Consider the following 23216-nt stretch of genomic DNA (forward strand, 5'->3'; position numbering starts at 1 on the left):
CCCCACCCAACTCAACCACCCCGGCCGGGCAACCACCCCGTCGTCACGCGCACCGCCCCGTCGTCACGCGCACCGCCCCGTCGGCCCGAAGCCCCGTCGGCCCGGAGCGGGGTGGTCGCTCGGCCGTCGATTTCTCCTCTACCGATGATCGGGAACACCGTTTCCGTACATCATCCGGCGATATTCACTCGATCGTGTAGCGGCAGACCCCACGGACAGCCTCGTGCCCTCCCCGCGGCGCACGAGGCTACCGAAGATCGTCAGGGCTTGCGCCCCACCGCGCCCGCGATGCAGTAGCTCACCGCGTCCAGTTCCTTCAACCGCGGCCCGTCCGGCCACCACTCCGCGCAGATCGCGATCCCCGGGTCCACCAGCTCCAACCCGTGGAACAGCCCCTCCAGCTCGCGCATGGTCGCGAACCGCCCGCTCCCCATCGGCGAGTGCAGGAACGTCTCCTCCATCCGCCGCGCGATGGCCGAGTGCTCCTCGGTTTCCGGGTCGAGGAAGTGCGAGATGCCGACGAACGACCCGGACGGCAGGGCCTCGACGTACTCGGCCATGATCTCCGCCGACGTCGGCGAGGTGCCGTTGTAGTGGTGCAGCGTCCCCATCTGGAAGAACGCCACCGGCTCGGAGAAGTCGATGTGCTTGCGCACCACCGGGTCGTTCAGGATCTCCTGCGGCGTGAAGATGTCCGCCGCCGAGAAGTGGGTCTGGTCGTTCTCCTCCAGCAGCGCCCGGCCGTGCGCCAGCACCACGGGGTCGTTGTCCACGTACACGACTCGTACATCCGGGTTGATCCGCTGCGCCACCTGGTGGGTGTTCTCGGCGGTGGGCAGGCCCGAGCCGCAGTCGAGGAACTGCGTGATCCCCGTTTGGCTCGCGACGAAACGGGTGGCGCGGATGAGGAAGTTGCGGTTGTCCACGGCCAGCGTCGCCGCCTCCGGAGCGACCTGCTGGACCCGCCGCAGAACCTCGCGGTCGATCTCGTAATTGTCCTTGCCGTTGAGGAAGGCGTCGTAAACCCTGGCGATGCTGGCTTTGGTGGTGTCGATGTAGACGGGGGTGGCGGCGTCCGAGGACGTACCCGACATTGTGATGACCTCGCATAATGGGGGGAGAAGGGCGATGTTTCCGTGCACCGCGTCACAGTCCGCTCAGCGTAAGCGTATGGGCCCATCGCGTGAGCGGACCGCGTACGTCTGGCGCGACAAGATCGGGGGTGTACGTTCAGTGACGATGCGAGTTGGCCCCGTTCGGGCGCAACCGCTGTTCGGGTGGACGGCTCCGGGTGGGCGTCGACCGGCAGTGGGCCGGGAGTGGTTCAGGGGCATGACGGTCGGGAGGTGCCACGGTGGTCACGGGTGAGCCGACCCCCGAGCGGGAGAGCGGGCCGACCGCGCTGCGGATCGTGCTCGGCGCGCAGCTGCGCAGGCTCCGCGAGGCGGCCGAGATCAGCCGCGCGGACGCCGGCTACGCGATCCGCGGCTCGGAGTCGAAGATCAGCCGCATGGAGCTGGGCCGCGTCGGGCTCAAGGAGCGCGACGTGAACGACCTGCTCACGATGTACGGGGTGACCGAGGACGAGGTCCGCGCGAAGTTCCTCGACATGGTCCGCCGCTCGAACTCGCCGGGCTGGTGGCACCGCTACTCCGACCTGATGCCCGACTGGTTCCAGGACTACGTCGGCCTGGAGGAGGCGGCCTCGCGCATCCTCACCTACGAGACGCAGTTCATCCCGGGCCTGCTCCAGACCGAGGACTACGCCATGGCGATCGCCAGCCACGGCCGTCCCGAGCTGGCGGGTCCCGCGGTGAAGCGGCGGGTGGCGCTGCGGATGCAGCGGCAGAAGATCCTCCAGCGGCCGGGCGCCCCGCGGCTGTGGGCGGTGATCGACGAGTCGGTGCTCCACCGGCCCATCGGCGGGCGGCGCGTGCTGTTGGCGCAGGTCGAGCACTTGCTGAGCGTGACCAGGGAAAGTTCGATCACCCTCCAGGTGGTTCCCTACCAGCTGAGCGGCTACGCGGCGGAGGGCGCCTTCACGATGCTGCGCTTCGGGGAGCCCGACCTGCCGGACATCGTGTACCTCGAACACCTCGCCGGTGCCCTCTACCTGGACAAACTGGATGAGCTGGAGGTCTACAGCCGGGTGTTCGACCGGCTCACCGTGGACGCGGAGACCCCCGACCGCAGCAGGCAACTGCTGAGCAAGATCCGAGCGGACCTGTAGCCCTTCGTCCGTACGGGGGAAGTTCGCGCTCTGCATCTGCACGTGCATTTACCCGTGCGCGGGCCGGTGCTACGGTCCGTGCACAGTCGAATGCACGTGCAGATGCATCACCGCGACGACGCGTCGTCCGGGGTTGGAGGGTGATGTCGATGACCGCCGAGGTCCACAACGGTATGTCCGCTGCCGATCTCGCCGGTGTGGCGTGGCGCAAGAGCGCCCGCAGCGGCGCGCTCGGCAACTGCGTCGAACTCGCCGCGCTGATCGACGGCTCGGTCGCGATGCGCAACTCCCGCTTCCCCGAGGGCCCCGCCCTGGTCTACACCAGGGCGGAGATCGCGGCCTTCGTGGCCGGGGCCAGGGACGGGGAGTTCGATGACCTCGTGGGCTGACCAGACGGCCAACCGCACGTCCCGCCAACTGCGAGAACTCATCGCACGCGGTTTCCAGTTCCTCCACCCCCGGGACGCCCGGGGTGAGATCGCGGCGGTGGTCGGCGTCCGCGCCCACGACGCGGTGATCGACGTCGTGCGGCTGCACACGGCCGACGACGCGATCGCGATGCGGATGCCCGCCGACGAGGTGAACGTCCTGGCGCCCAGCCGTTTCTCCTGGCGCGCGCACGGCCCCGCGACGAACGTGCTCGACGAGCTGCTCGACCTGCCCGATGACCGGATCGCGTGACCGACCCGCTTCCCCCGCGGTTCGGACCGCCCGACGATGTCCCGTCCGCGTCCGCGGTGGTGGACGGGTGAGGGACCACCCGGTCCCTCTTCGGCGAACCTGACCTGGAGACGCAGCGGGAGTCGGCCGCGCCCACGTCGACACCACGCTCGGAGCGCAACTCCGTGTTCGTCGCGTTCGGTGCGGGGACCGAGGTCGGCTTCGGTCCCCGCACCGGCCAAACCCCGCGACCGCCGGCTCCCGGGGCCGCCGCAACCCGCGCGGCACCACGGCCAGGCCGCGCCGGAACTCCGCGCCCAGCCCCGTCATCGCGGCGGTGCCCGGCCCGGGTCAGCACCCCCGGCACGGCCTCGGACCAGCGCAGCACGCTCGGGCACCGGCGCCGGTGCGCCGTGGTCAGCGGCACCGCGTTGGGGTGCTTCCCCACCGCCGCGCGCACCCGCTCCACCAGCACCGCGACCTGCTCGTCCCACAACGCGTGCGGGGTGGTGAGGTGTCCACTTCGGACAGCACGAGTTCCGCGGCGAGCGCTTCCGGCTCGCCCCGGTCGGCCACGTACCGGTAGAGCGACATCCTCGGCCCGCTGCCCGACCCGCCGGGAGGTCGGCTCGGGCTGCCGGCGGACTTCCTCATCTCCCCCGACGGGCGGATCGTCGCGGAGAAGCGCGGGCAGCACGCCCACGACCAGTGGACCGTGGACGAACTGCTCGCTCATGCACAGGCGCTGACCAGGTAAGACCCAGTTGTCCACAGGTCTGTCCCCAGGTGTGGACGGATCGAACAGGCGTTCGAGAAGATGGTGGGGGCCACCGGCGGTCCGGACGGCGCCGGGGCGCTCATCCGACCAGGCGTCGGAGCCGGTCGGGGTCGCGCAGCGGGCGGCCGTGGCCGAACAGCACCAGCTTCGGCCGCAGCTCCGCGAGCCGGCGCATGGACTCGCGGTTGCGCTCGACGTCGTGGGTGAGGAATCGGGGCGGCGGCGCGGGGCGCAGCACGTTGAAGAACACGTCGCCGCAGATCAGCACGCCGTCGTGGTCGCGCCACAGGGCGATGTGGCCGGGGGAGTGGCCGGGCGCGTCCAGCACGGTGAACCCGGCGACCTCGTCGCCCTCGACCAGGCCCCGGGCGACCGGGTGCGGGTCGGGCATCGGCATCTTCGCCAGCAGTGCGGGGAGCAGGCCCGGCGCGGGCACCGGGCGGGCGTCCTGGATCGCCTCGACGTCGCGGCTGCCTGCCCACAGCGGCACGTCGTACCGCTCGCACAGCGCGTGGCTGGAGCCGAAGTGGTCGGGGTGGGCGTGCGTCACGACGTGGGCGGCGAGCCGGCGGCCGTCGAGCTGGCGCGCGATCCGCTTGCGGGCGGCGGGCGTGCCCGCGTCCACCAGCACGTCCTCGACCAGGTAGGCGTTCATCATGTGCGGAGGCCGACCAAGCAGCTGGTGGACTCCGGGGGCCAGGGGGCGCACGCCCGGGATCGTAGCGCCGCCCGGCGCCGTCCGGACCGCTCGACGCGGCGGTTCCGGTGGCGCGGCCCGCGGGCCGGGTCGTGGAAATGGCGCTTCTCGATCGGGTGAGGGGCGGGGAGCGGTCGCCGGGCCGGCGGGTTTTCGGCCGGGCCCGGCGCCGGCGCTTCCCGTCGAGTGGAATAAAGCTGGTCGGACCGGATCCGCCGAGAATTGACCGGTGGTCCACTCGGATCGCCCGCTCCACCATTCGTGAACTGGGCTTATCATTTCCCCGTCACCGGTGGCGAATCCGCACAAATGCGGGTGACCCGGGTGGAGCAGCTCTCCGTCCCGGGCAGCCCGGTCCGGGCACTCTGGGTAAAGAGAAGAGAACTGCCATCTGACTTCACTTCGTTGAACTATTGCCAAGGTGGTGTTCTTCGTGGATGCTTCCCGCCATGGATTTTCGGCCTCTGCCGCCGGGTCAATGGGTGCCGGTCCCCCACCAGCCCGGCGTTCCGGGGGAACTCCTCCGCGAAGGCGCCTACCTCCCACCGCCGCTGCCCTCGGACCTGCGGCTGCCCGTGTCGACCTACCGCGCCTGCGCCGACGCCGAGCACGCGCTCGGCAGGCTCGACGAGGCGGCGGACCGGCTCGGCGCGCGCTCCGCGCTCGTGCGGGCGACGCAGGTGCGCGACGCGAACAGCTCGGCCGGCCTGGCCGGGATCGCGGTGGGCCTGCGCGAGGCGTTCGCGGTGGACCTGCTGGCCTCCCGGGGCGCGGCGCCGCTGGAGGGCACCGCCCACGAGGCCGTCGCGCCCTACCGGCGGGCCTACGAGCACGGCGTCGGGCGGGTCCGCCCCGACGAGCCCACCGACGTCGCGCTGGTCGGGCAGATGGCCGCGATCATGGCCGGCCGCTCCCCGGACCGGCCCGGGGACGTGCTGCGCGACGCGCCGGGCCGGCTGGGCGCCGGGCCGGAGGGCGCCTACCTGCTCACGGCCACCGGCGCCCACCTGGTCGGGTCGCTGGAGCAGTGGTCGACGTGGTCGCGGGAGGAGGACGGGCAGCCCCGCAGCGCGCGGATCGCCATCGCGCACTACCAGCTGGAGGTGCTGCAACCCTTCCCGACCGCCAACGGGCACGTCGCGCGCCTGTTCTCGCTGCTGGAGCTCGTGCGCACCGGCCTGCTGCGCGACCAGGTCCTGCCGCTGTCGGTGTGGCTGGACGACGCCATGCCCGACTACCGGCGGCAGCTGCGCGCGGTGGTCGACACCGGGCTGGTCCACCGCTGGGTCGAGTTCTTCACCACCGGCCTGCGCGAGCAGGCGCTCGCCCAGCTGCGCCTGATCGACCACCTGGAGGCGCTCGCCGCCGACTACGCCCGCCGGCTACCCGACAAGGGCAGGCTCCCGCGCGTGGCCGCCGAGCTGATCGGCTTCCCGGTGGTCGACCACCCCGGGCTGTGCGAGCGGCACGGCGTGAGCAAGAGGGCCGCCGCCGACCTGACCAACCGGCTCGTCGAGCTCGGCATCCTGGTCCCGTGGGAGTTCCGCGGCTACCGCCGGGTGTTCCTCTGCCGGGACGTGCTCGACCTGCTCGCCGACCACCCGGACACCACCGCCGCGTTCTGACCCCGCGACCACCAGGGACCACACCGAAGTGATGAACGAGCCCGATGGACCCCCGACCCGCCCCTGCCGCCGCCCGGCCTGCCACCGGGCCCGCTGCCGCCGGTCGCGCCACCGCTCCGGGGGCCCGGCCGGGCCCCGGTTCGCCACCGGCCTGCTGATCCAGGTCGTCCTGGCGCTGGTCACCCTGTTCCGGGAGTGAGCTCCAGCTCCGCCGCCAGGTCGCGCACCCGCTGCGCGGCCGCGTCGTCCACGCCGATCAGCAGGGCCAGCGCCCGGTTGAACGCGCGGTGGGCGGCCGCCCGGTCGCCGGAGAGCCACAGCGCCCGCCCCAGCGGGGCCAGCGCCGCGGCCCGGTCGGCGGCGTTCGCCCCGGCGCCGGCCGCCGCGCCGACCTTCGAGCCGACCGCCGACCCCGTCCCTGTGACCGTCCCTGTGCCCGCCCCTGCGACCGTCCCTGTGCCCGTCTCCGCGCCGAACCCCGCGGCCACCTCGCCGAACACCCGGTCCGCGCGGGTCAGGTAGCGGACCGCCGCGTCCAGCCTGCCCACCTCGGTCATCAGCTCGCCGAGGTGGGTCAGCGCCCGCGCGGCCCCGACCCGGTCGCCGTGCCGGAAGAAGGTCTCCAGGGCCTCGTCGGCGCAACCGACGACCCGGTGCACCCGCCCCTGCGCCCGGTAGGTGGCCGCGAGGTCCCGCAGGGCGTCCGCGGTGGCGGCCGGGTCGTCGTCGCGGGTCCGGTGCACGGCCAGCTCGCGCATCCCCTGCGCGGCGGCCAGCGGGAGCAGCCCCCTGGCGCGCAGCGCCCGCGCGCCCCGGCGGAAGGCCGTGGCCAGCACGAGCGACGTGGGCAGCGCCCCGGCCAGTCGCGCGCCGACCTCGTGCAGCGCCCGGCACCAGTCCTCGTCCGCGTCGGCGGGCACCGCCGGCCACACCTCGGCCAGCAGCGCCGCGGCCGCCTCCGGCTCGTCCACCGCCGCGCGCAGGACGTCCACGACGCGCTCGTGGTTCGCGTCGAACCAGGCCCGCGGGTCGGGTGCGCGCAGGGCGTCCCCCAGGTCCCGGCGCAATGCCGAAGCCGCGTGCCGCGACTCGTCGCTCACCTGCCGCTGTCCTTCCGCCGCCGAACCTCGAGCGTTGGCCAATGGTCACATCGAGTCAGATCGGTCCCACGCTTCTAGTGTCACGCATTCGGGTGAGGCTCCACATCACGGGCTCCCGCACTCCACTCGCCTACGCCTCCGCGTACCTGAAAAGACCCCCGCGAACAACACGGAGAGTGGTCAGCGGGGCACGCGGATGATCTCGAACAGGTCATCGAACTGCATCGGCGTCAGCGCGACCAGCGCGCCGCCGATGAACGCCGGACCGGGTTGGAGCGCGCCGCTGAGCACGCGGGTGACCGTGGAGCGGTTGACGTCCATCGCCCGGGCCAGGGCGTAGTCGGACCGGAACCCCGCGAGTCGCACGGCTTTGGAGAAGGCTTCGGAGCGGAGCCTGATGGTGTGGGGCATGGCCGGCCTCGGACTCTGTCGTGTGCGCACACCGTCCGGTGTGGCAACACAACATTAGCTCGGTTTCCTCGACGCAACGACGGTTTTCCTTGTGCGCCAACAACTACGCACTTCACCGTGTTGGCCGCGCGTGGCGCGTGTTGCGTCCGGGCCACTAATATCGCCGGGTGACCACGCGCTGGTGGCAGTACGTCGAGACCAACCTCCGCAACCGCGGCCTGAAGACGGGCGACCTGACCCGGGTGACGGGCGTCGACCGCAGCCGCATCAGCGAGTGGAAGCGGGGCCGGGGCGTCTCGCTGGAGACGGCCCGCGCGGTGGCCCGCCTGTTCGAGGTCAGCCCGCTGGAGGCGTGGGTGGCGGCCGAGCTGATCACCGACGAGGAGGCGCGGCTCCAGCGCGCCCGCCCCGACCCGGCCGACCTGACCGACCAGGAGCTGGTCGCCGAGCTGACCCGCCGGCTGGAGCGGACCCGGGACTGACGTCCCGCCGGGTCCTCTGTGGACCAGCGGTCACCGGCCGAGCCCGAACACGCGCGGTGTCCGGCCCGCGGGTCGAGGCGGTGGCCGCGGGTACGCCCCGGGACGCCCCGCCGGCCACGGCCGACCGGGACGCGGGACGCCCCGGGGCCCGTCGCGGTTCCGGCCCCCCGCCGGAACCGCGACGGCGTCACACCGGCCGCCGGTCCCCGGACCGGACCGGTTCCCCGGCCTCGACGAGCCCGGCCAGGGCCGGCGGCAGCGGGTCCCGGTGCAGGACGCCGAGGCGCTGGGTGGCCCGGGTCAGGGCCACGTAGAGCTCGGCCGCGCCGCGCGGGCCCTCGGCGAGGATCCGCTCCGGCGCCACGACCAGGACGGCGTCGAACTCCAGGCCCTTCGTCCCCGAGGCGGGCACCGTGCCCGGCACCCCCGGCGGCCCGATCACCACGCTGGTGCCCTCGCGCCCGGCCTCGTCCCGGGTGAACTCCTCGATCGCGGCGGCCCACCCGTCCCCGTCGACCCTCCTGGACCACGGCCGCACGCCGCAGGCGCGCACCGACTCCGGCGGCCGGACCCCCGGCGCGAACTCGGCCAGCAGCGCGGCGGCGACGGTCATGATCTCCGCCGGGGTGCGGTAGTTCACCGTCAGCGACCGGTAGACCCACCGGCCGGGCACGTACGGCTCCAGCACCGCGCCCCACGAGGTCGCCCCGGCCGCCGACCGGCGCTGGGCGAGGTCGCCGACCACCGTGAAGGACCGACCCGGGCAGCGCCGCATCAGCACCCGCCAGTCCATTTCGGACAGTTCCTGGGCCTCGTCGACCACGACGTGCCGGTAGGTCCAGTCCCGGTCCGCGGCGGCGCGCTCGACGAGTTCGCGGGTGTCCTGTTCGAGGAAGCGCTCCGCCAGGTCCTCGGCGTAGAGCAGGTCCTGCGCGAACAGGTGGTCCTCGTCGTCCATCATGTCCCGGCGGTCCACCATGGTGTCCAGCACGCCGGCCGCGTACTCGGCCTCCTTCTTCCGCTCCCGCTCGGCGGCCCGGTCGACCGTCCCGTCACGGCCCAGCAGGTCCACCAGCTCGTCGAGCAGCGGCACGTCCGACACCGTCCACGCCTCGCCGTCGACGCGCGCCAGCGCCGGGTCGCCGCCCGCCGCGCGGAGCCGCTCGGGGGAGGAGTACAGCGACGACAGCAGCGCGGCGGGCGTCAGCACCGGCCAGAGCTCGTCGAGCGCGGCGGTGAACGCCTCGTCCTCCGCGAGGTCCTTGAGCAGGTCCGCGCGCAGCTGCTCCCACGCCTCGCGGTCCTCCCGGGTCAGCCAGCCCCGGCCGATCCGGGCGATCGCCCGCTCGGTGAGCACGTAGGTGACGATCTCGGTGAACACCGAGCGGGCCTCGTTGTGCGGCAGGCCGCTCGCGCGCGCCTCCTCCCGGGCCCACTCGGCGGTCCCGGCGTCGATCCGCAGCGCGACGTCCCGCAGCTCGACCGGCAGCGGGGACGCCGGCAGCCGCTGCCGGTCGGCGACGGCCGCCGCGAGCACGTCGAGGATCTCCAGCGACCCCTTGAGCCGCGCCACCCCCGGCTCGTCCTCGGCGGTCACGCGCAGGCCGGGCACGAGGTCGCCGGGGGTCGTGAACACCACGTCCGACTCGCCCAGCGACGGCAGGACGCGGCCGATGTGGTTCAGGAAGGCCGGGTTGGGCCCGACCACCAGCACCCCGTGGCGCTCCATCCGCTCCCGCTGGGTGTAGAGCAGGTACGCGACGCGGTGCAGCGCCACCACGGTCTTGCCGGTGCCCGGACCGCCCTCGATCACCAGCACGCCGGGGTGGTCGAGCCGGATGATGTCGTCCTGCTCGGCCTGGATCGTCGCGACGATGTCGCGCATCCCCGTGCCGCGCGGCGCGTTGACCGCCGCGAGCAGGGCCGCGTCACCCCGCTCGTCGCCGTCGGGGCGGCCGAGCACCTCGTCGGTGAACTCGACCACGCGGCGCCCGCGCGTGTGGAACTGGCGGCGGCGGCGCATTCCCTCCGGGTTCGCGGCGGTGGCGACGTAGAAGGCGCGCGACGCCGGCGCCCGCCAGTCGAGCAGCACCGGCTCGTACCCGTCCCCCTCGTCGAACAACCCGATCCGGCCGATGTAGGAGTGCTCGCCCGACGCGGTGTCCAGCCGGCCGAAGCACAGCCCGTTGTCCGCCACGTCCAGCCGCTTCGCCGTCGCGGCCAGCGCGCGGACCTCGGAGTCTCGTTCCACGGGGGTCCCGCCGGTGCCCAGCAGCGCCGCGTCGTACGCGCCCTTCACCCGCGCGCGCTCGGCGTCGAGCCGCGCGTAGAGCCCGGCGATGTAGGCGCGCTCGGACCGCAGTTCCTCTTCGTACCCCTGAGTTGACACATGCCCCTCACAACGGCTAACCTGAAATTACTTTAAGGCGGGTTTTCCATTTTATCAGTGGAGAGCACGCCAATTTTTTATTGTCCACCCCGTGTCAAGCCACGCGGTTCCGCTCACCCGGCCAGCAGCATCCCCGCGGCCACCGCCGCCCCGTCGGCGCGGACCGAACCGGCCACCTCGCGGGCCCGTGCCGAGGTTCCCGGGTCCAGCGCCACCCCGAGCGCGGCCGACAGGGACGCGGTGGTGGGCACCGCCCCGTCGTGCGCCACCCCGATGCCCAGCTCCGCCACCCGCGAGGCCCAGTACGGCTGGTCCGCCGCCTGCGGCACCACCACCTGCGGCACGCCCGCCCGCGCGGCGGTCGTCGTCGTGCCCGCGCCACCGTGGTGCACGACCGCCGCCACCCGACCGAACAGCGCCTGGTGGTTGACCTCGCCGACGCCGAGGCAGTCGTCCCCGCCGTCGACCGGCCCCAGCCCGGCCCACCCGCGCAGGACGACCGCGCGCCGGCCGTGGGCCCGCACCGCCGCGACGGCCACCGCGGCGGCGTCCCGCGCGGCGTGCAGGGGCATGCTGCCGAAGCCCACGCAGACCGGCGGCGGCCCGGCGGCGAGGAACGCCTCCACCCCGTCGGGTAGTGGGCGCTCGTCGGGCAGGGTCCAGGCGCCGGTCTGCACGACGTCGAAATCCGCCGGCCGCCACGGGTCCAGCACCGGGTCCGTGGCCAGCCACGGCCGTTCCCCGATCACGTAGTCGCGCACGTCCGCCACGGGCGCCAGCCCGACCGAGGCCCGGTTGCCGTTGAGCGCCTCGCGGAACAGGGCGTTGACGCTCTCGGCGTCCAGCTCCCACAGCACCCGGTTGTCGGTCACCCCGGGCGGGAAGGGCCGACCCGGGTAGGACAGCGGCGGGTGGTGCGGCGAGGGCAGGGTGAGCTGCTGGAACGTCACGGACACCGAGCGCAGCCCCACCCTCTCCGCCACCGACAACGCACCGGCGGCCGCGGGCAGCATCCCGGTGGCCACCACCACGTCGCACCCCTCGGCCGCCGCGGTGAGCGTGGCGAACTGGTCGGCGATCAACTCCGCCGCGCGGCGCGGCAGGTCGGCCGGCGACGGCGCCGCGACCGTCAACGCGCGGGCCGAGGGCCCGACCGGCACCAGCGGCACCGCGACCCCGGCCAACCGCCGCGCGAAGTCCTCGTCGGGAGGGGCGCAGACCCGCACCTCCGCCCCGAGCTCGCGCAACCGCACCGCGAGCCCCACCAGCGGTTCGACGTCCCCGCGTGATCCGTAGGTCGACAACAGCACACGCATCCGGTGACTCCCGTTTCCGCAGGTCTTGGCTTCGGCCGGGAATTCTGCGGCACTGCCGGGGGCTTGTGGCAAGACCCCCGGTGCGCTATACGTTGATGGTGGAGAGGAGCGGGTAATCCCCTTTCCGCCGTTGCCGGTGGTCTTCGCTCGGCCCTCCGCGGTGCGAACCCCCGTTCCCGCCTGGCCGGTGTTCGCCCCACTCCCGCACGACCCCGGCCGACCGGTGTGCCCGGCCGCGGGTTTTTTCGGCCCGCGGTTCCGTCCCGGGTGGCCGTTGTTGCTTCCGCGCTCCCTGTCGGGTTGTTGCGCGGGCGCACCACTTCCGGACCACGTGCACGTCTGCCGGGTGGAGTGGGGCGGGAAGGTGGGCGGGCCGTGGTGCGGGGAAGCGGCACTGCCGGGCGTTGACCGGGTCCGGTTACCCGGCGAAGTAGGGCGTGGTGCGGTCGGCGAAGCCGTGGTCGATGCGGAGGCGGGTGGAGGGGTGGATGTCGAGGGCGTCGAGGTCTTCGCGGGTGACCCAGTGGACCTCGCCGGCCTCGTCGCTGGTGCGGGGTTCGCCGCCGGTGGGGGTCGCGCGGAAGCAGAGGGAGAACTGCTGGCGGACTTCGCCGTCGGTGTAGGAGATGACGTGGGCGGGGTCGGAGTAGACGCCGATGATGTCGGTGGGGTCCACGTCGACGCCGGTTTCCTCCTTGACCTCGCGGACGACGGTGTGGCCGATGGTCTCGCCCACGTCCTGGGCCCCGCCGGGGATCGAGTAGAGGCCGTTGTCGGTGCGGCGGATCATGAGCAGGCGGCCCTGGTCGTCCTGGACGAACGCGGTCACCGCGACGACGATGGTGGTCGCTTCGGGGGCGTTGGGGTCGTGGTAGTGGTAGTGGTCCGTGCGTGCCATGCCTTCCTGCCTACCAGTTGGGTTGGCGACTCACAGAGGGTCGAGTGGCGGTGCGGGTGAACCCGCGTGGCTGACGGGCTGCGACTCGTTGTCCTTCCGGGAGTTCGCCCGGTCCTACGTGGACGTGAAGGGGCTTGGCCCGACCGCGAGGAATCGGGGAGCACGTCCGTGAACCTCGGTGAACCGGGGCAGATCCCGGCTGACGGCGACTGGTGGAAAAGATCAGGCCCCGAGCGCTTTGTCGCTGCTCAGGGCCTGATTCACCCGGCGAAAGGTAAGTGCCCCCGGCAGGATTCGAACCTGCGACACACGGTTTAGGAAGGCGCGTGGGCTACACGATGGCCCATGTCCGCTGACCAGCGTGAACGCTGCACTCCGCCTCGATGCGCCGCAGCCTCAGTCCGTGAGGAGTCCGCAGTCCGCGTGTAGCCGCTGTCCCGGTGCCGGTCGGCCTGCCTCATGACCCGATGGCAAGACGGCGCAGCCGTCGCGGCAGCCGATCGCCGCGCCCAGCCCACCCTAGCCACGTCACCGCGCGATCGTCCCGACCGGCAAGCCGCAAGACTCTTCGGCCTCCAGCTCGACCCTGCCTCAGCGCGCCGCCACCGGACCACGTGCGCCGACTCCGCGCACGGCCGCCGGGCGGAGCGGAGCGGGAGCCCGGCGTGCCGTGATGCGGGGAGTCGGTGCCAACGCGGTGACTGCCCGCCCGCGCGCTGCCGCAGGCGGCGCGCCTTGATCCTGTAGAGCTGAATTCGGCAGATGATGCCGCTTCTTGCAGTGGCTGCTTACGCGTTCTACAGCCCGAGCGTTTCAGCTTCAGATGGAGGTGTGGCTCCGACCGGCGTGTAGATGAAGGTGAGTGAGGTCGAACTGCGCACCAAGATGGTTAAATCGTAGAACGATCCTACGGTAATGGTGGTGCGTACCTTCGTCAGCATCGAAAGTTGCGGTAGTGCGTCCTTATGGAATGCTTCAACCGCTTCGCTGGAGAGCGTGTTTAGTGATGCTCCGATGCCGCTCAACAAGCGAGCGGGAGTCTGAACTGTGCCATTTCTTCCCTTTACGTACACGGTAACAGCGCGAGTCTTGCTAAATGCGCTGCTTTCCGGGAGAAGATAGATTTCGGTGACGGGTGTAACCTTGCCGCCGAAAATTCCCTGCTTTACAACTGTCGTCGGGAGAGGTGAAGATTCATCCGCTAGAATCGGCAGTTGTAGGTTGATCTGGTCGATCACGTCATTTATGGACGAGTCGAATGTATTGACGCGTGAAGTCGTGGTCGTAGTTGTCGTCGCTTTCGAGGGGCCATCGGTGGTGGGTGAATCAGATGCAGGTGATAAAATCGTCGTCCCACTGCCGCAGCCTGTGGTCGCCGTCAAAACTAAAAAAGAGCAGAGTAAGAATCGTCGTAGCATCTGATCCGCCTGTGCATTGTGTTGACCGGTTGGATCTCATATCGGCCGCTGTGCGGCGAGCGTTACCGCAAGGGTGTTGGCGTCCCCAACTCGGGAGTGGCTAGGGTGTAGGCATGGCGGTATGGGCTTTCAAGCTAGCGGAGCGCCTGCTCAAAGCACCGCTTCCGCGTCGATGGGCGCATGTCCGGGGCGTAGCGGAGCGAGCACGTTCTGTCTCGGCGCTGTTTCCCTACGGCGAGGCGTCAATCCTTGTGGAAGCAGCGGTACTGCATGACATTGGTTACGCTCCGGACTTGGCGTTGACCGGGTTCCATCCGTTGGATGGGGCGCGCTACTTGCGCGACTCTGGTCATCCGGAAAGACTCTGTGCGCTCGTCGCGCACCACTCCTGCTCGTACCGTGAAGCAAGGCTTCGTGTGATGACGGATGAGTTGAGTGAGTGGGAGGACGAGAAAAGTCCTCTGCGGGATGCGCTCTGGTGGGCCGACATGACGACAACGCCAGATGGTGAGTCAACCAATGTGCACGATCGGATCGCGGAGATCGAGGAGAGGTACGGGCCAGATGATCTGGTCACGACCTTCATTCGACAAGCCACCCATGATTTGGTAGGGGCCGTGGAGCGGACTGAGGAGCGGTTGCGGGCGGCTAGGTTGGGTCACGTGACGAAGTAAGGCGTGGTGCGGTTGGCGAAGCCGTGGTCGATGCGGAGTCGGATCGATGGGTGGATATTGAGAGCTTGAAGGTCTTCGCGGGCTACCCAGTGGACTTCGCTGGACTCGTTGCTTGTGCGCAGCTCGCCGCCGACCAGGCGAGCGCGGAAGCAGATGGAGAACTCTTGGCGGACTTCGCCGTCGGTGTAGGAGATGACGTGGGACGGGTTGGAGTAGACGCCGATGATGTCGGTTGGCTCTACGTCGATGCCGGTTTCTTCTTTGACCTCGCGGATGACGGTGTGGCCGATGGTTTCGCCTACGTCCTGGGCTCCGCCAGGAATCGAGTACAGGTCGTTGTCGGTGCGCCTGATCATCAGTAGGCGGCCTTGGTCGTCTTGGACGAACGCGGTTACCGCGACGACGATGTTGGTCGCCTTGGGGGCGTTCGGGTCGTTGTAGTGGTCTGTGCGCGCCATGGCCTCTTGCCTACCACTTGGGTGGCTTCGCGTCGTCCCAGACGCCTTGGAAGCTCTCCGCGTAGGTCTCGAAGAGGTCGCCTCCTGAGAGGCGGCGCAGGTGCAGGACCGGGGCGTGAGCTGCCATGAAGCCGTGGACGTGGGTGTTGACCAGCATCTCGTCGTCGAAGCGGTAGATCGAGTTGTAGAGCGTGGTGCGGTGGCACCTGACCTCGGCGTGCCCGGTGTCCGCCAGGGGCTTGAAGAACGCGAGGGCGTTGCGGACCTTGGCGCCCAGGGTGCCCCGGCCGATGCCTTCCTCTTCGCTGCGGCGGGTTACCTCGCGGCTGGTGGGTTCGCCCAGGAGCAGGCGGATCTTGACGCCTGCCTCGGCCTTGGCGCGGAGAGTCTTGATCAGACTCGGGTTGTCGGTGAGGAAGATGCCCGAGTAGACCAGGACGGAGATGTTCATCCGGGCGTGGTCGATGAGTTGGCTCCACAGCTCCTGGGGCACCGAGTGGCGGTGCGGGTAGACCTGCACGACCTCGGACTTGGTGATCTCCTTCTTGGCTTCCGGGGCGAGCGCGTCCGGCCAGAGGTAGCTCTCGGGCTCCCTGACCATCGCCGCGATGGCTTGGCGGTGGCGGGGGTAGGGAATCCGGTTCTGGTTGATCCAGCGTTCGACCGTCTTGGGGTCCACGCCGGTGGCCTTTGCTGCCGCGTTGAGGTCGAAACCGTTGCGCAGCAACGAGTCTCGTAGGCGTTGGTTGGGCATGAGTACCCCCGTATCACGGCTCGGGACGTCTTCACGGTAACAAGGACGTCTTTAGATGTCCCGCCATGCGGTGCTGACGTCCCCGTTTTCCGCCGAAAGTGATCGGTGTCAAGGTGTCGGACAGTGGGTCCGGCCGACGCTGAGGTAGGAGAGCGGCTGTGGCGATCACGGGTGGGAGCAGGCTCCCCACGACGCACGACTTCGTGTTTCCGCGTGGGGCTCTGGTGATGGGTGTGGAGCCGGTGGTGCGGTTCCAGTCGGCGGAGGAACGGGCGAAGGGGCTGCCGCCCCAGCAGGAGACGGACAAGGAGTCCGGGTTGCTGGTGTGGTCGGTCCTGGCGATCGACCAGGCGGCGGAGCGGAAGGCCGACGCGGTGGTGACGGTGAAGATCGCCGCTCCGCATCAGCCGGTGCCGCCGGAGGCGATCCCGGGGACGGACGTACGACCGGTGGTGTTCGAAGGGCTGACGGTGACGCCGTGGATCGATGACAAGGCGTGCCGGGGTGCTCATGGGGGTGAGCGGCACCGGTGCCGGGCCAAGCTCGGGTACAGCCTGCGGGCCTCGGGCATGACGTCGGTGATCGCCAAGTCCGCCAAGGCTGCGTGAGCCCGGTGGCGGACCTCGTGCGCCTGCATCTCACCGCTGACCTACCTATCCGAGTCCAGCCCCTGGTCTTCGCCGGGCGGATCGAGCTGCGGCTCGGCAATGCCTTCCCGGCCGTGCTCGTGGTCGACGGCGAGGCTTTGCCACGGTTGGCTCAGGCCGTCGCGGAGGGGCGAGCCGCGCTGGACGCCGTCCCGGGAACCGGGGGTGCGTGATGGCGCAGCCGAAGCGGCCCGATCGGTGGGCGGCGGCTCGGGCGGCTACGACGCTCATGGGCGCGCATGAGGCGTTGGGGAGGGTGATGCCTGCGCCGGATGCGGAGTTGTCGCGGTGGCAGGTGTTCTATCGGGTGTCGGTGGAGGTGTACGCGCGGGTCGCGGAGGTCGACCGGGGGCATCACCACGAGGCGTTGTACTGGGTGCAGCGTGAGCGGGAGAAGGGTGAGGAGATCGCTCGTGCTCTTGCGGCCCGGTCGTCGGGGGATGGTGAGGGCGGGTGACCGGGCGTGGCGCGTTGAGGGGTTCGGGTCGTCGTGCCGTTGTTCGTAGGGACCCGCCGTGTTATTCGGTTCGGCTTCGTGGTGAGGCGTTCGGCAAGGCTGTGCGGTTGGCGGGGTTCGTGTCGGATTCTGCGTTGGCGCGGGCGATGAAGGTGAACCGGTCGACGGTGTTGCGGGTGCGGGCGGGGTCTCTTCGGCCTGGTCCGGCGTTCATCGGTGGTGCGTTGACGGCGTTGGCTCCGATGGCCTTCGACGATTTGTTCGAGATCGTGAGCTGTCGCTCGTAGGGTGCTGTCGGTTTGTTGGATTCGGGACACGGGAGAGCTGTGCCCAAATACTCGGGGTTGTCGTGGCTGATGTTGATGATGTGCGGTTGGGTTCGACTGTTCGCAGTCGGGCGTTGGGTGCGGAGTTGCGGGCGGCGCGGCGTAGGTTGTCGCTGAAGGTGGCCGCGTTGTTGGAGGTGTTGGGTGTTTCCCCCGGGTGGTTGTCGAAGTTGGAGACGGGTAACCGGCGGACCGATGCGCGCAACGTCGCCCGGTTGTTGGGTTTCTACCGGGTGGATTCCGAGACCTTCGACCGGGTGATGGGGCTGTGCCGGGATGTGGATGACGGTGTCCTGGTGTGGGAGCACGGTCCGGGTGGTGTGGACGAGGTGCCGGTGGTGCTCGGCCACGAGGCGACGGCGCACGAAATCTTCTGTTACGAGGCAGCATCGGTACCGGCTTTGGTGCAGTCCGATGACTATGTGCGGCAGGTGTTCGGCTGTGACGCGGAGATCGAGCGGCGTGTGACCGCCCGTGGCAAGCGTCAGGCGGTGTTGGGCGGGCGGCTGTCGGCCAGGTACACGTTCATGGTGCGGGAGCTGGTGTTGCGGCACCTGGGGTCTGACCCGGAGGTGGCGTGGGGCCAGTTGATGAACCTGATTTGGTTGGGTGATAGCGGGAACGTTGAGGTGCGCGTGATCGCGTGTGATGCCCCGGCCGGTTGTTGGGAAAGCTACTCGTTCACGTTGATGCAGTCGCCGGAATTTCGTCCGGTGGTCCACATCGGTGTCATGACGTGCAGCATTTTCCTCGATGAGCCTCGGGAAACCGGGGAGTACCAGAGGGCGGCAGAGTTGCTTCTGGACAACGCGCTGAGCGCGGAGCGATCGCGAGAGTTGATCGCGGGCCTGGCCGATGAGGTGGACAGGCTCGACGGCTCTGGGAACTGAGCCACTGTTCTTCGGTTGGTGTGGGTCGCCGGAAGCAGTCCGCAGTCTTGGCGGGCGTTGGACTGTCTCCCGGCGACTCACGTGACCGTTCCACATACTTCAGCCAAAGAGGTCCGGTCATGTCGAGGGTATCTGTTGACGGGGGACGTGCGTCAAGTCGTGCGGTTGCCCCGAGTGCGTGGAAGCTGTCCAATGGTCGCCCCTGTGGGGCGTGCAAGCGGTTTGGTGTTTATGCGCCCAACCAGCTTGTTTGTTGCGCGTGTCTGGGTTGGCTGCCGTTGATTTTCGCCCCCGTAGGGGGTGTGCGGTGAACGGCGGGAAGTGGGTCGATCCGGCTCCGTTCGAGGGCGCTCGGCCCCGGCTGCCCTGGTGGGCGCTGGTTCCGGGCAAGGCGAAGTGGCTGGCCGCGTTGGTAGCACTGGTGTGGTTCGTGGTCCTCGGCGTCGTGCGCTTGGTGCTCGTCGCGGTTCGGTACCAGGTGGCCATAGTCGTGCCGGTGTCGGGGGCCTGGTGCTGGTGGCGTTTCGGCTTGTCGCCGCTGGTGCTGACGTTGTTGACGCTGGTCGCGCTCCTGCTGTTGTGGCGGGGTATGACCGGGCGTCGTTCCTGCGGCATGGCTGGTTCAGGCTGGTCACCGAGTGGCGGCGGGCGGTCGTGTACGTGCCGCGTTGGCGGTCGGTGATGCGGCTGGCGGACCTGGCCAAGCGTGATCGGGGCCGCGAGTACCGGCCGAAGCTGCGGCGGGTTCGCTTGGAGGGGTGGCGGGATCGGGTTCGGGTGCGGATGGTCCCGGCTCAGTCGCCGGAGGTCTGGGAGCTGCGGCGGGATGGCCTGGCGCACTCGTTCCACGCGCAGTCCTGCCGGGTCCGGGTGATCCGGCCGAGGGTGATCGAACTCGACTTCGTCCACCGCGACCCGCTCAACCGTCCACTGCGGGTGCCTGCGCTGGCTGACGCTGAAGTCGACCTCAAGCGGGTGGTGGTCGGGCGTACGGAGACCGGTAAGCCGTGGCGGCTGCGGCTGCTGGGCTCTCAGGTGCTCGTGGTCGGTGTACCCGGCGCGGGTAAGGGCTCGGTGTTGTGGTCGATCGTGTGGCAGCTCGCTCCGGCCATCCGCGCGGGCCTGGTGCGGCTCGTGGGGATCGACCCCAAGGGCGGGATGGAGCTGGGCCAGTGCCCCGACGCCTTCGACCGCGCTGTCTACGACAACGGGCCGGAAGCCGTTGCCCTGCTTGAGGAAATCGCCGCAGAGGTCAAGGAACGCGCCACCCGCTACCGGGGCGTCCGACGCCTGTGGGCACGCTCCACCGGCGAGCCGTTCACCGTCCTGGTGGTCGACGAGCTGGCGGACCTGATCGCCTACCAGCCGGACAAGCAGCTACGGGAACGGGCGGCACGGGCCATCCAGACGATCACCTCCCAGGGGCGGGCACCCGGCTATGCCGTGGTCGGTCTGGTCCAGGACCCGCGCAAGGAGGTCGTGGGCTTCCGGCACCTGTTCACCACGCGGGTCGCCCTGCGCCTGGACGAACCGCAACAGGTCGACATGGTCCTGGGCGACGGCGTCCGGCAGCGCGGCGCGGCAGCGCACGAGATCAGCGAGAACACCCCCGGCGTCGCCTGGGTGAAGCAGGACGGGCAGCGGGAGCCGGAGCGCGCTCGGGCCTTCCACGTCACCGACGCCGACCTTGTCGAGCTGGGCGCGTTCCTGGCTGACGCCACCGTGCACGACTTCCCGACCCGGCCGGGCGGTACGGGGGAGGTGGCGGCGTGAGCGAGTACCTGACCCGTGCCGACCGGATGAGGCAGCCGGCGGCGTTGGACGTGGCTCGGGCGGTGGCGGAGGAACACGGGGGTGCGTCCGGCCGCTGGCCAAGGAGCGGATCGACCTGGACACCGGGCGCGTGGACATCGTGCCCGTGCCGTGCGGCTCGACGGTCGCGAGCGTGTGCCCGACCTGTGCGGAGAAGAACCGGCGGCTGCGGATGGCTCAGTGCCGGGAGGGCTGGCACCTGGCCGAAGAACCCGACTTCACGCCGAACACCCCGAGTGAGGACCAGCGGGCGCTGACCGCCTACCGGGCCGATCTCGTCAAGGCGTACCGGGCGGCCGTGGATGAGGACGACGAGATCGGGGCGGACGAGGTGCGCGACGAGGTCGCCGGGGTCGATGAGGAGCTGCGGCAACTCGGGGTCCGCGGTGCGCTCCCCGCTCTGGGGGCCCGGTCCCGGGCTGCCCGGAAGCGGTCGACCAGGCGGCGACAGGATGCGCCGAACCTGCCTCGACGGCCGGTCAGCAAGCGGACCGTGGGACGGGTGTTCGGGGGCAGGTACCAGCCCTCGACGTTCCTCACGCTGACCCTGGACAGCTACGGCAAGGTGCGCAGCGACGGCACCCCGGTCGACCCGACGACCTACGACTACCGGCGGGCGGCTCGGGACGCGGTGCACTTCGCGGCCCTGCTGGACCGGTTCGTGCAGAACCTGCGCCGCTGCGTCGGCTGGGAGGCGCAGTACTTCTCCACCGTCGAACCCCAGCGCCGCCTGGCGCCGCACTGGCACGCCGCGATCCGTGGTTCGGTCTCGCGGGCGGAGCTGCGGGCGGTCGCGGAAGCCACCTACCACCAGGTGTGGTGGCCCGCCCACGACGAGATCAAGTACGGCGGCGACCACCGGCCGGTGTGGGACGCGCGGGCCAAGGGGTTCGTCGACCCGGCCACCCGCGAACCGCTGCCCACCTGGGAGCAGGCCCTCGACCAGGTGGATGCGCCCGCGCACGTCGCCCGGTTCGGCGTCCAGGTCCACGCGAAGGGCATCCTCGGCGGGACCGAAGAGGCCGGGCGGCACATCGGCTACCTGACGAAGTACCTGACCAAGAGCATCGGGGAGTGCTTCGAAGCGAAGACCGCCCGCCAGGAGCAGCACGCGGAGCGGCTGTGCGCGGAGCTGGCCGTCACCCCGTGCTCGCCTCAGTGCCCGGTGTGGCTGCTCTACGGCGTCCAACCCAAGGGCGCTCGGCTGTCCATGGAACCCGGCCGCTGCAAGGGCAAGGCGCACAAGCGCTCCACCCTCGGCGTGGCCGGGCGGCGGGTGCTGGTGTCGCGGAAGTGGTCGGGCAAGTCGCTGGCCGACCACGAGCACGACCGGGTGAAGTTCGTTCGGCAACTGCTGGCCGATGTCGGGATCACCCCGGACGACCAGCCAAAACGGGTCGTCTGGAACAACGTGCAGCCCGGTGACCCGAACGTGCCCCCACGACCTCACCTGCTGCTGCGGGCGGTCGCGGAGCGGCGTCGGTGGAAGGCCGAGTACACGGCGGCGCTGCTCGCCTCGGCCGGTCCTCCCAGTAGTTCGGCAACCGCTCAAGCTGCATAAATAGGGGAAACGATGAACGGCAAGGTGCGTGAGCTGGGTCAGTTGATGTCCGTCCCGGAGATGCTGGAAGCCCTCGGCGGGGAGGTCTCGCGGGACACGTTCTACAAGTGGCGGCAGACGGGGAAGGGGCCTCGCTGCTTCACGCTGCCCAACGGTGAGCTGCGGTGCAGGCGGACCGACTTCCTGACGTGGCTCGACGACCTCTACGGGGCGGCGGCATGAGCACCACGTTCAAGGTCAAGTTCTGGGAGGTCAAGAAGCGGGCGGGGCGGAAGCGGCCCTACCCGGTCCGGTGGCTGACGGACAAGCGGGAGCACTCGGAGTGGTACGCGACCAAGGCGTTGGCCACCGGTCGGCTGTCCGAGTTGACCCGGGCGGCGCGGAACGGCGAGCCTTTCGACGTGGACTCCGGGCTTCCTGTCTCGGAACTCCGGCGGCGCAACTCGTTGTCCTTACTGGAGTTCTCACAGTCCTATGTAGACATTAAGTGACCGGATGCGGCTGCGACGACGCGGGGGAGCACCGTGGAGGCCCTGGCGACGGCGGGGGCCGCGTTCGTCCGGGACGGGATCGGGCGGCCTGAGGTGGCGGAGCTGCGGGGCGTGCTGTCGCGGTACCTCTGCTGCCCCCGACCACGCGGGACGGACGGCGGTGACCTACGTGGGACGGCGGAACCGGGAACGGGGCGCGCACCTGGCGGCGTTCTTCGCGACCGGCTACTACGCGGCGGCGCGACCGGCTGAGGGCCTGGCGCTCCGCGTGGACGACTGCGCCCTTCCGGAAGAGGGCTGGGGGATGTTGATGCTCGGTGAGTCACGTCCGGCGGCGGGCAAGCGGTGGACGGACTCGGGGGAGGTGCACGACCGGCGCGGCCTGAAGCACCGGGGGCGGAAGGAGGTCCGGCCGGTGCCCATTCCTCCGGTCCTGGTTGGAGCGCTGCGGGACCACCTCGACCGGTACGGCACCGGTCCTGACGGGAGGCTGTTCCGCTCGCCGGGCGGTGGGGTGGTGTCCTCGTCCACCTACTCCCGCGTGTGGGAAGAAGCGCGCCGCTACGCCCTGCCGCCCGCTCAGGCGGCTTCTCCGCTCGCCGGGCGGCCCTACGACCTGCGGCACGCGGCGGTCTCCCTGTGGCTCAACGGAGGCGTTCCCGCCCCGGAGGTCGCGGAGCGCGCGGGCCACTCGGTCGACGTGCTGCTGAAGGTCTACGCGAAGTGCATCGACGGGCAGCGGGAGACCGTGAACAGGACCATCGAAGGATTGTTCGACGAGTGATCGCCAGGCGAGTCGGAAGGCCCTCGGACCACGTTCGAGGGCCTTCGTCACGTCCAAGATCAGTCCGTGGTGAGTCCGTGAACGGCGGCAAACAGGGGCAGATTCCCACCGACGACGACTGAGGTAAAAGATCAGGCCCCGAGCGCGTTGCCGCAGCTCAGGGCCTGATTCACCCGGCGAAAGGTGAGTGCCCCCGGCAGGATTCGAACCTGCGACACACGGTTTAGGAAACCGATGCTCTATCCCCTGAGCTACGAGGGCGCGTGCAGTATCCTACCGCGTCCCCCGCCGAGCTCCGGCCGACGGGGGTGTCACCCGCCTGGGGGCAGCGTTGTGCACCCCCGGTGAGATCCGGGGT

At 70.4% G+C, this 23216-nt stretch carries 26 protein-coding genes, 1 tRNA gene and 1 pseudogene; 17 read left to right on the plus strand and 11 right to left on the minus strand.

Annotated features, from left to right (window positions below; translation table 11 throughout):
* Window positions 1–260: 260 nt before the first annotated feature.
* Window positions 261–1094, minus strand: a complete 834-nt coding sequence (locus tag ACFP3R_RS17655; RefSeq protein ID WP_380637311.1) for an SAM-dependent methyltransferase — start codon at window positions 1092–1094, stop codon at window positions 261–263.
* A 260-nt stretch (window positions 1095–1354) separates the two neighbouring features.
* On the opposite strand from ACFP3R_RS17655, the gene ACFP3R_RS17660 reads away from it, so the two are divergent.
* The 3 genes from ACFP3R_RS17660 (at window position 1355) to ACFP3R_RS17670 (ending at window position 2911) form a co-directional block, all read left to right on the plus strand.
* On the plus strand, window positions 1355–2230 hold the full coding sequence (locus tag ACFP3R_RS17660) for a helix-turn-helix domain-containing protein (protein WP_380637312.1): 876 nt from the start codon (window positions 1355–1357) through the stop codon (window positions 2228–2230).
* 149 nt (window positions 2231–2379) lie between these two features.
* Window positions 2380–2619 (plus strand): DUF397 domain-containing protein, encoded by a 240-nt coding sequence (locus ACFP3R_RS17665; RefSeq protein ID WP_380637313.1) that lies wholly within the window; start codon window positions 2380–2382, stop codon window positions 2617–2619.
* Complete coding sequence (locus ACFP3R_RS17670; RefSeq protein WP_380637314.1) at window positions 2603–2911, plus strand: hypothetical protein; 309 nt, start codon at window positions 2603–2605, stop codon at window positions 2909–2911. The genes ACFP3R_RS17665 and ACFP3R_RS17670 overlap by 17 nt, the downstream gene beginning before the upstream one ends.
* Before the next feature lie 836 nt (window positions 2912–3747).
* Here the strand turns inward: ACFP3R_RS17670 and ACFP3R_RS17675 are convergent.
* Window positions 3748–4377 carry an MBL fold metallo-hydrolase gene (locus ACFP3R_RS17675; RefSeq protein WP_380637315.1) on the minus strand — a complete coding sequence of 210 codons (630 nt, stop codon included), beginning with the start codon at window positions 4375–4377 and terminating at the stop codon, window positions 3748–3750.
* A gap of 470 nt (window positions 4378–4847) precedes the next feature.
* Between ACFP3R_RS17675 and ACFP3R_RS17680 the strand changes: the two genes are divergently transcribed.
* Complete coding sequence (locus ACFP3R_RS17680) at window positions 4848–5990, plus strand: Fic family protein (RefSeq protein ID WP_380637316.1); 1143 nt, start codon at window positions 4848–4850, stop codon at window positions 5988–5990.
* Window positions 5991–6021: 31 nt separating this feature from the next.
* Entirely contained in the window at window positions 6022–6189 is a 168-nt protein-coding gene (locus tag ACFP3R_RS17685; protein ID WP_380637317.1) for a hypothetical protein, read from the plus strand.
* Here ACFP3R_RS17685 and ACFP3R_RS17690 read toward each other — a convergent pair.
* Both ACFP3R_RS17690 and ACFP3R_RS17695 read right to left on the minus strand, forming a co-directional pair.
* Window positions 6170–7090 (minus strand): hypothetical protein, encoded by a 921-nt coding sequence (locus ACFP3R_RS17690; protein WP_380637318.1) that lies wholly within the window; start codon window positions 7088–7090, stop codon window positions 6170–6172. The genes ACFP3R_RS17685 and ACFP3R_RS17690 overlap by 20 nt on opposite strands.
* A gap of 180 nt (window positions 7091–7270) precedes the next feature.
* Window positions 7271–7501, minus strand: a complete 231-nt coding sequence (locus ACFP3R_RS17695) for a transcriptional regulator (RefSeq protein ID WP_380637319.1) — start codon at window positions 7499–7501, stop codon at window positions 7271–7273.
* A 167-nt stretch (window positions 7502–7668) separates the two neighbouring features.
* Here ACFP3R_RS17695 and ACFP3R_RS17700 point away from each other — a divergent pair, with 167 nt between their 5' ends.
* Entirely contained in the window at window positions 7669–7983 is a 315-nt protein-coding gene (locus tag ACFP3R_RS17700) for a helix-turn-helix domain-containing protein (protein WP_380637320.1), read from the plus strand.
* 187 nt (window positions 7984–8170) lie between these two features.
* Here ACFP3R_RS17700 and helR read toward each other — a convergent pair whose 3' ends face one another.
* The 4 genes from helR to ACFP3R_RS17720 all read right to left on the minus strand — a co-directional run bounded on the left by helR (window position 8171) and on the right by ACFP3R_RS17720 (window position 13824).
* Window positions 8171–10372, minus strand: a complete 2202-nt coding sequence (helR, locus tag ACFP3R_RS17705) for an RNA polymerase recycling motor ATPase HelR (RefSeq protein ID WP_380637321.1) — start codon at window positions 10370–10372, stop codon at window positions 8171–8173.
* Window positions 10373–10485: 113 nt separating this feature from the next.
* The gene (locus ACFP3R_RS17710; RefSeq protein ID WP_380637322.1) at window positions 10486–11688 is read right to left on the minus strand and encodes a glycosyltransferase; all 1203 of its coding nucleotides are present in this window, start codon (window positions 11686–11688) and stop codon (window positions 10486–10488) included.
* Between the two features lie 418 nt (window positions 11689–12106).
* The gene (locus tag ACFP3R_RS17715; protein WP_380637323.1) at window positions 12107–12586 is read right to left on the minus strand and encodes an NUDIX hydrolase; all 480 of its coding nucleotides are present in this window, start codon (window positions 12584–12586) and stop codon (window positions 12107–12109) included.
* A gap of 797 nt (window positions 12587–13383) precedes the next feature.
* Window positions 13384–13824 (minus strand): hypothetical protein, encoded by a 441-nt coding sequence (locus ACFP3R_RS17720; protein WP_380637324.1) that lies wholly within the window; start codon window positions 13822–13824, stop codon window positions 13384–13386.
* On the opposite strand from ACFP3R_RS17720, the gene ACFP3R_RS17725 reads away from it, so the two are divergent.
* A complete protein-coding gene (locus ACFP3R_RS17725; RefSeq protein ID WP_380637325.1) occupies window positions 13808–14008 on the plus strand; it encodes a hypothetical protein in 201 nt (66 codons plus the stop codon). The two genes, ACFP3R_RS17720 and ACFP3R_RS17725, sit on opposite strands and share 17 nt — an antisense overlap.
* 109 nt (window positions 14009–14117) lie before the next feature.
* Window positions 14118–14678: an HD domain-containing protein gene (locus tag ACFP3R_RS17730; protein WP_380637326.1), complete on the plus strand. Its 561-nt coding sequence runs from the start codon at window positions 14118–14120 to the stop codon at window positions 14676–14678.
* Here ACFP3R_RS17730 and ACFP3R_RS17735 read toward each other — a convergent pair.
* Both ACFP3R_RS17735 and ACFP3R_RS17740 read right to left on the minus strand, forming a co-directional pair.
* Window positions 14663–15136 carry an NUDIX hydrolase gene (locus tag ACFP3R_RS17735; protein ID WP_380637327.1) on the minus strand — a complete coding sequence of 158 codons (474 nt, stop codon included), beginning with the start codon at window positions 15134–15136 and terminating at the stop codon, window positions 14663–14665. The genes ACFP3R_RS17730 and ACFP3R_RS17735 overlap by 16 nt on opposite strands.
* A 10-nt stretch (window positions 15137–15146) precedes the next feature.
* Entirely contained in the window at window positions 15147–15890 is a 744-nt protein-coding gene (locus ACFP3R_RS17740; RefSeq protein WP_380637328.1) for a DUF5919 domain-containing protein, read from the minus strand.
* Between the two features lie 227 nt (window positions 15891–16117).
* On the opposite strand from ACFP3R_RS17740, the gene ACFP3R_RS17745 reads away from it, so the two are divergent.
* The 9 genes and pseudogenes from ACFP3R_RS17745 to ACFP3R_RS17785 all read left to right on the plus strand — a co-directional run bounded on the left by ACFP3R_RS17745 (window position 16118) and on the right by ACFP3R_RS17785 (window position 22858).
* The gene (locus tag ACFP3R_RS17745; protein ID WP_380637424.1) at window positions 16118–16498 is read left to right on the plus strand and encodes a plasmid replication, integration and excision activator; all 381 of its coding nucleotides are present in this window, start codon (window positions 16118–16120) and stop codon (window positions 16496–16498) included.
* Window positions 16499–16503: 5 nt separating this feature from the next.
* On the plus strand, window positions 16504–16710 hold the full coding sequence (locus tag ACFP3R_RS17750; protein WP_380637329.1) for a hypothetical protein: 207 nt from the start codon (window positions 16504–16506) through the stop codon (window positions 16708–16710).
* Window positions 16710–16994: an AMED_5909 family protein gene (locus ACFP3R_RS17755; RefSeq protein WP_380637330.1), complete on the plus strand. Its 285-nt coding sequence runs from the start codon at window positions 16710–16712 to the stop codon at window positions 16992–16994. The genes ACFP3R_RS17750 and ACFP3R_RS17755 overlap by 1 nt, the downstream gene beginning before the upstream one ends.
* A gap of 367 nt (window positions 16995–17361) precedes the next feature.
* A complete protein-coding gene (locus ACFP3R_RS17760) occupies window positions 17362–18210 on the plus strand; it encodes a helix-turn-helix domain-containing protein (protein ID WP_380637425.1) in 849 nt (282 codons plus the stop codon).
* A gap of 579 nt (window positions 18211–18789) precedes the next feature.
* Complete coding sequence (locus tag ACFP3R_RS17765) at window positions 18790–19983, plus strand: FtsK/SpoIIIE domain-containing protein (protein WP_380637331.1); 1194 nt, start codon at window positions 18790–18792, stop codon at window positions 19981–19983.
* A 26-nt stretch (window positions 19984–20009) separates the two neighbouring features.
* Window positions 20010–21583 (plus strand): annotated as a pseudogene (locus tag ACFP3R_RS17770) (replication initiator).
* A gap of 12 nt (window positions 21584–21595) precedes the next feature.
* Window positions 21596–21805 carry a helix-turn-helix transcriptional regulator gene (locus tag ACFP3R_RS17775; RefSeq protein WP_380637332.1) on the plus strand — a complete coding sequence of 70 codons (210 nt, stop codon included), beginning with the start codon at window positions 21596–21598 and terminating at the stop codon, window positions 21803–21805.
* A complete protein-coding gene (locus ACFP3R_RS17780) occupies window positions 21802–22074 on the plus strand; it encodes a hypothetical protein (RefSeq protein ID WP_380637333.1) in 273 nt (90 codons plus the stop codon). The genes ACFP3R_RS17775 and ACFP3R_RS17780 overlap by 4 nt, the downstream gene beginning before the upstream one ends.
* A gap of 160 nt (window positions 22075–22234) precedes the next feature.
* Window positions 22235–22858 carry a tyrosine-type recombinase/integrase gene (locus ACFP3R_RS17785; RefSeq protein ID WP_380637334.1) on the plus strand — a complete coding sequence of 208 codons (624 nt, stop codon included), beginning with the start codon at window positions 22235–22237 and terminating at the stop codon, window positions 22856–22858.
* Window positions 22859–23046: 188 nt separating this feature from the next.
* Here ACFP3R_RS17785 and ACFP3R_RS17790 read toward each other — a convergent pair.
* Window positions 23047–23119: transfer RNA gene (locus tag ACFP3R_RS17790), tRNA-Arg, on the minus strand.
* Between the last annotated feature and the right edge of the window lie 97 nt (window positions 23120–23216).

This window comes from Saccharothrix lopnurensis (assembly GCF_042658445.1).
Lineage (GTDB): Bacteria > Actinomycetota > Actinomycetes > Mycobacteriales > Pseudonocardiaceae > Actinosynnema > Actinosynnema lopnurensis.

Excerpts from the sequence above, each read along its gene's own strand:
- ACFP3R_RS17655 (WP_380637311.1), bottom strand. The coding sequence starts at position 1,094 with ATGTCGGGTACGTCCTCGGACGCCGCCACCCCCGTCTACATCGACACC.
- ACFP3R_RS17665 (WP_380637313.1), top strand. The coding sequence starts at position 2,380 with ATGACCGCCGAGGTCCACAACGGTATGTCCGCTGCCGATCTCGCCGGT.
- ACFP3R_RS17670 (WP_380637314.1), top strand. The coding sequence starts at position 2,603 with ATGACCTCGTGGGCTGACCAGACGGCCAACCGCACGTCCCGCCAACTG.
- ACFP3R_RS17685 (WP_380637317.1), top strand. The coding sequence starts at position 6,022 with ATGAACGAGCCCGATGGACCCCCGACCCGCCCCTGCCGCCGCCCGGCC.
- ACFP3R_RS17695 (WP_380637319.1), bottom strand. The coding sequence starts at position 7,501 with ATGCCCCACACCATCAGGCTCCGCTCCGAAGCCTTCTCCAAAGCCGTG.
- ACFP3R_RS17710 (WP_380637322.1), bottom strand. The coding sequence starts at position 11,688 with ATGCGTGTGCTGTTGTCGACCTACGGATCACGCGGGGACGTCGAACCG.
- ACFP3R_RS17715 (WP_380637323.1), bottom strand. The coding sequence starts at position 12,586 with ATGGCACGCACGGACCACTACCACTACCACGACCCCAACGCCCCCGAA.
- ACFP3R_RS17730 (WP_380637326.1), top strand. The coding sequence starts at position 14,118 with ATGGCGGTATGGGCTTTCAAGCTAGCGGAGCGCCTGCTCAAAGCACCG.
- ACFP3R_RS17735 (WP_380637327.1), bottom strand. The coding sequence starts at position 15,136 with ATGGCGCGCACAGACCACTACAACGACCCGAACGCCCCCAAGGCGACC.
- ACFP3R_RS17740 (WP_380637328.1), bottom strand. The coding sequence starts at position 15,890 with ATGCCCAACCAACGCCTACGAGACTCGTTGCTGCGCAACGGTTTCGAC.
- ACFP3R_RS17745 (WP_380637424.1), top strand. The coding sequence starts at position 16,118 with ATGGGTGTGGAGCCGGTGGTGCGGTTCCAGTCGGCGGAGGAACGGGCG.
- ACFP3R_RS17755 (WP_380637330.1), top strand. The coding sequence starts at position 16,710 with ATGGCGCAGCCGAAGCGGCCCGATCGGTGGGCGGCGGCTCGGGCGGCT.
- ACFP3R_RS17775 (WP_380637332.1), top strand. The coding sequence starts at position 21,596 with ATGAACGGCAAGGTGCGTGAGCTGGGTCAGTTGATGTCCGTCCCGGAG.
- ACFP3R_RS17780 (WP_380637333.1), top strand. The coding sequence starts at position 21,802 with ATGAGCACCACGTTCAAGGTCAAGTTCTGGGAGGTCAAGAAGCGGGCG.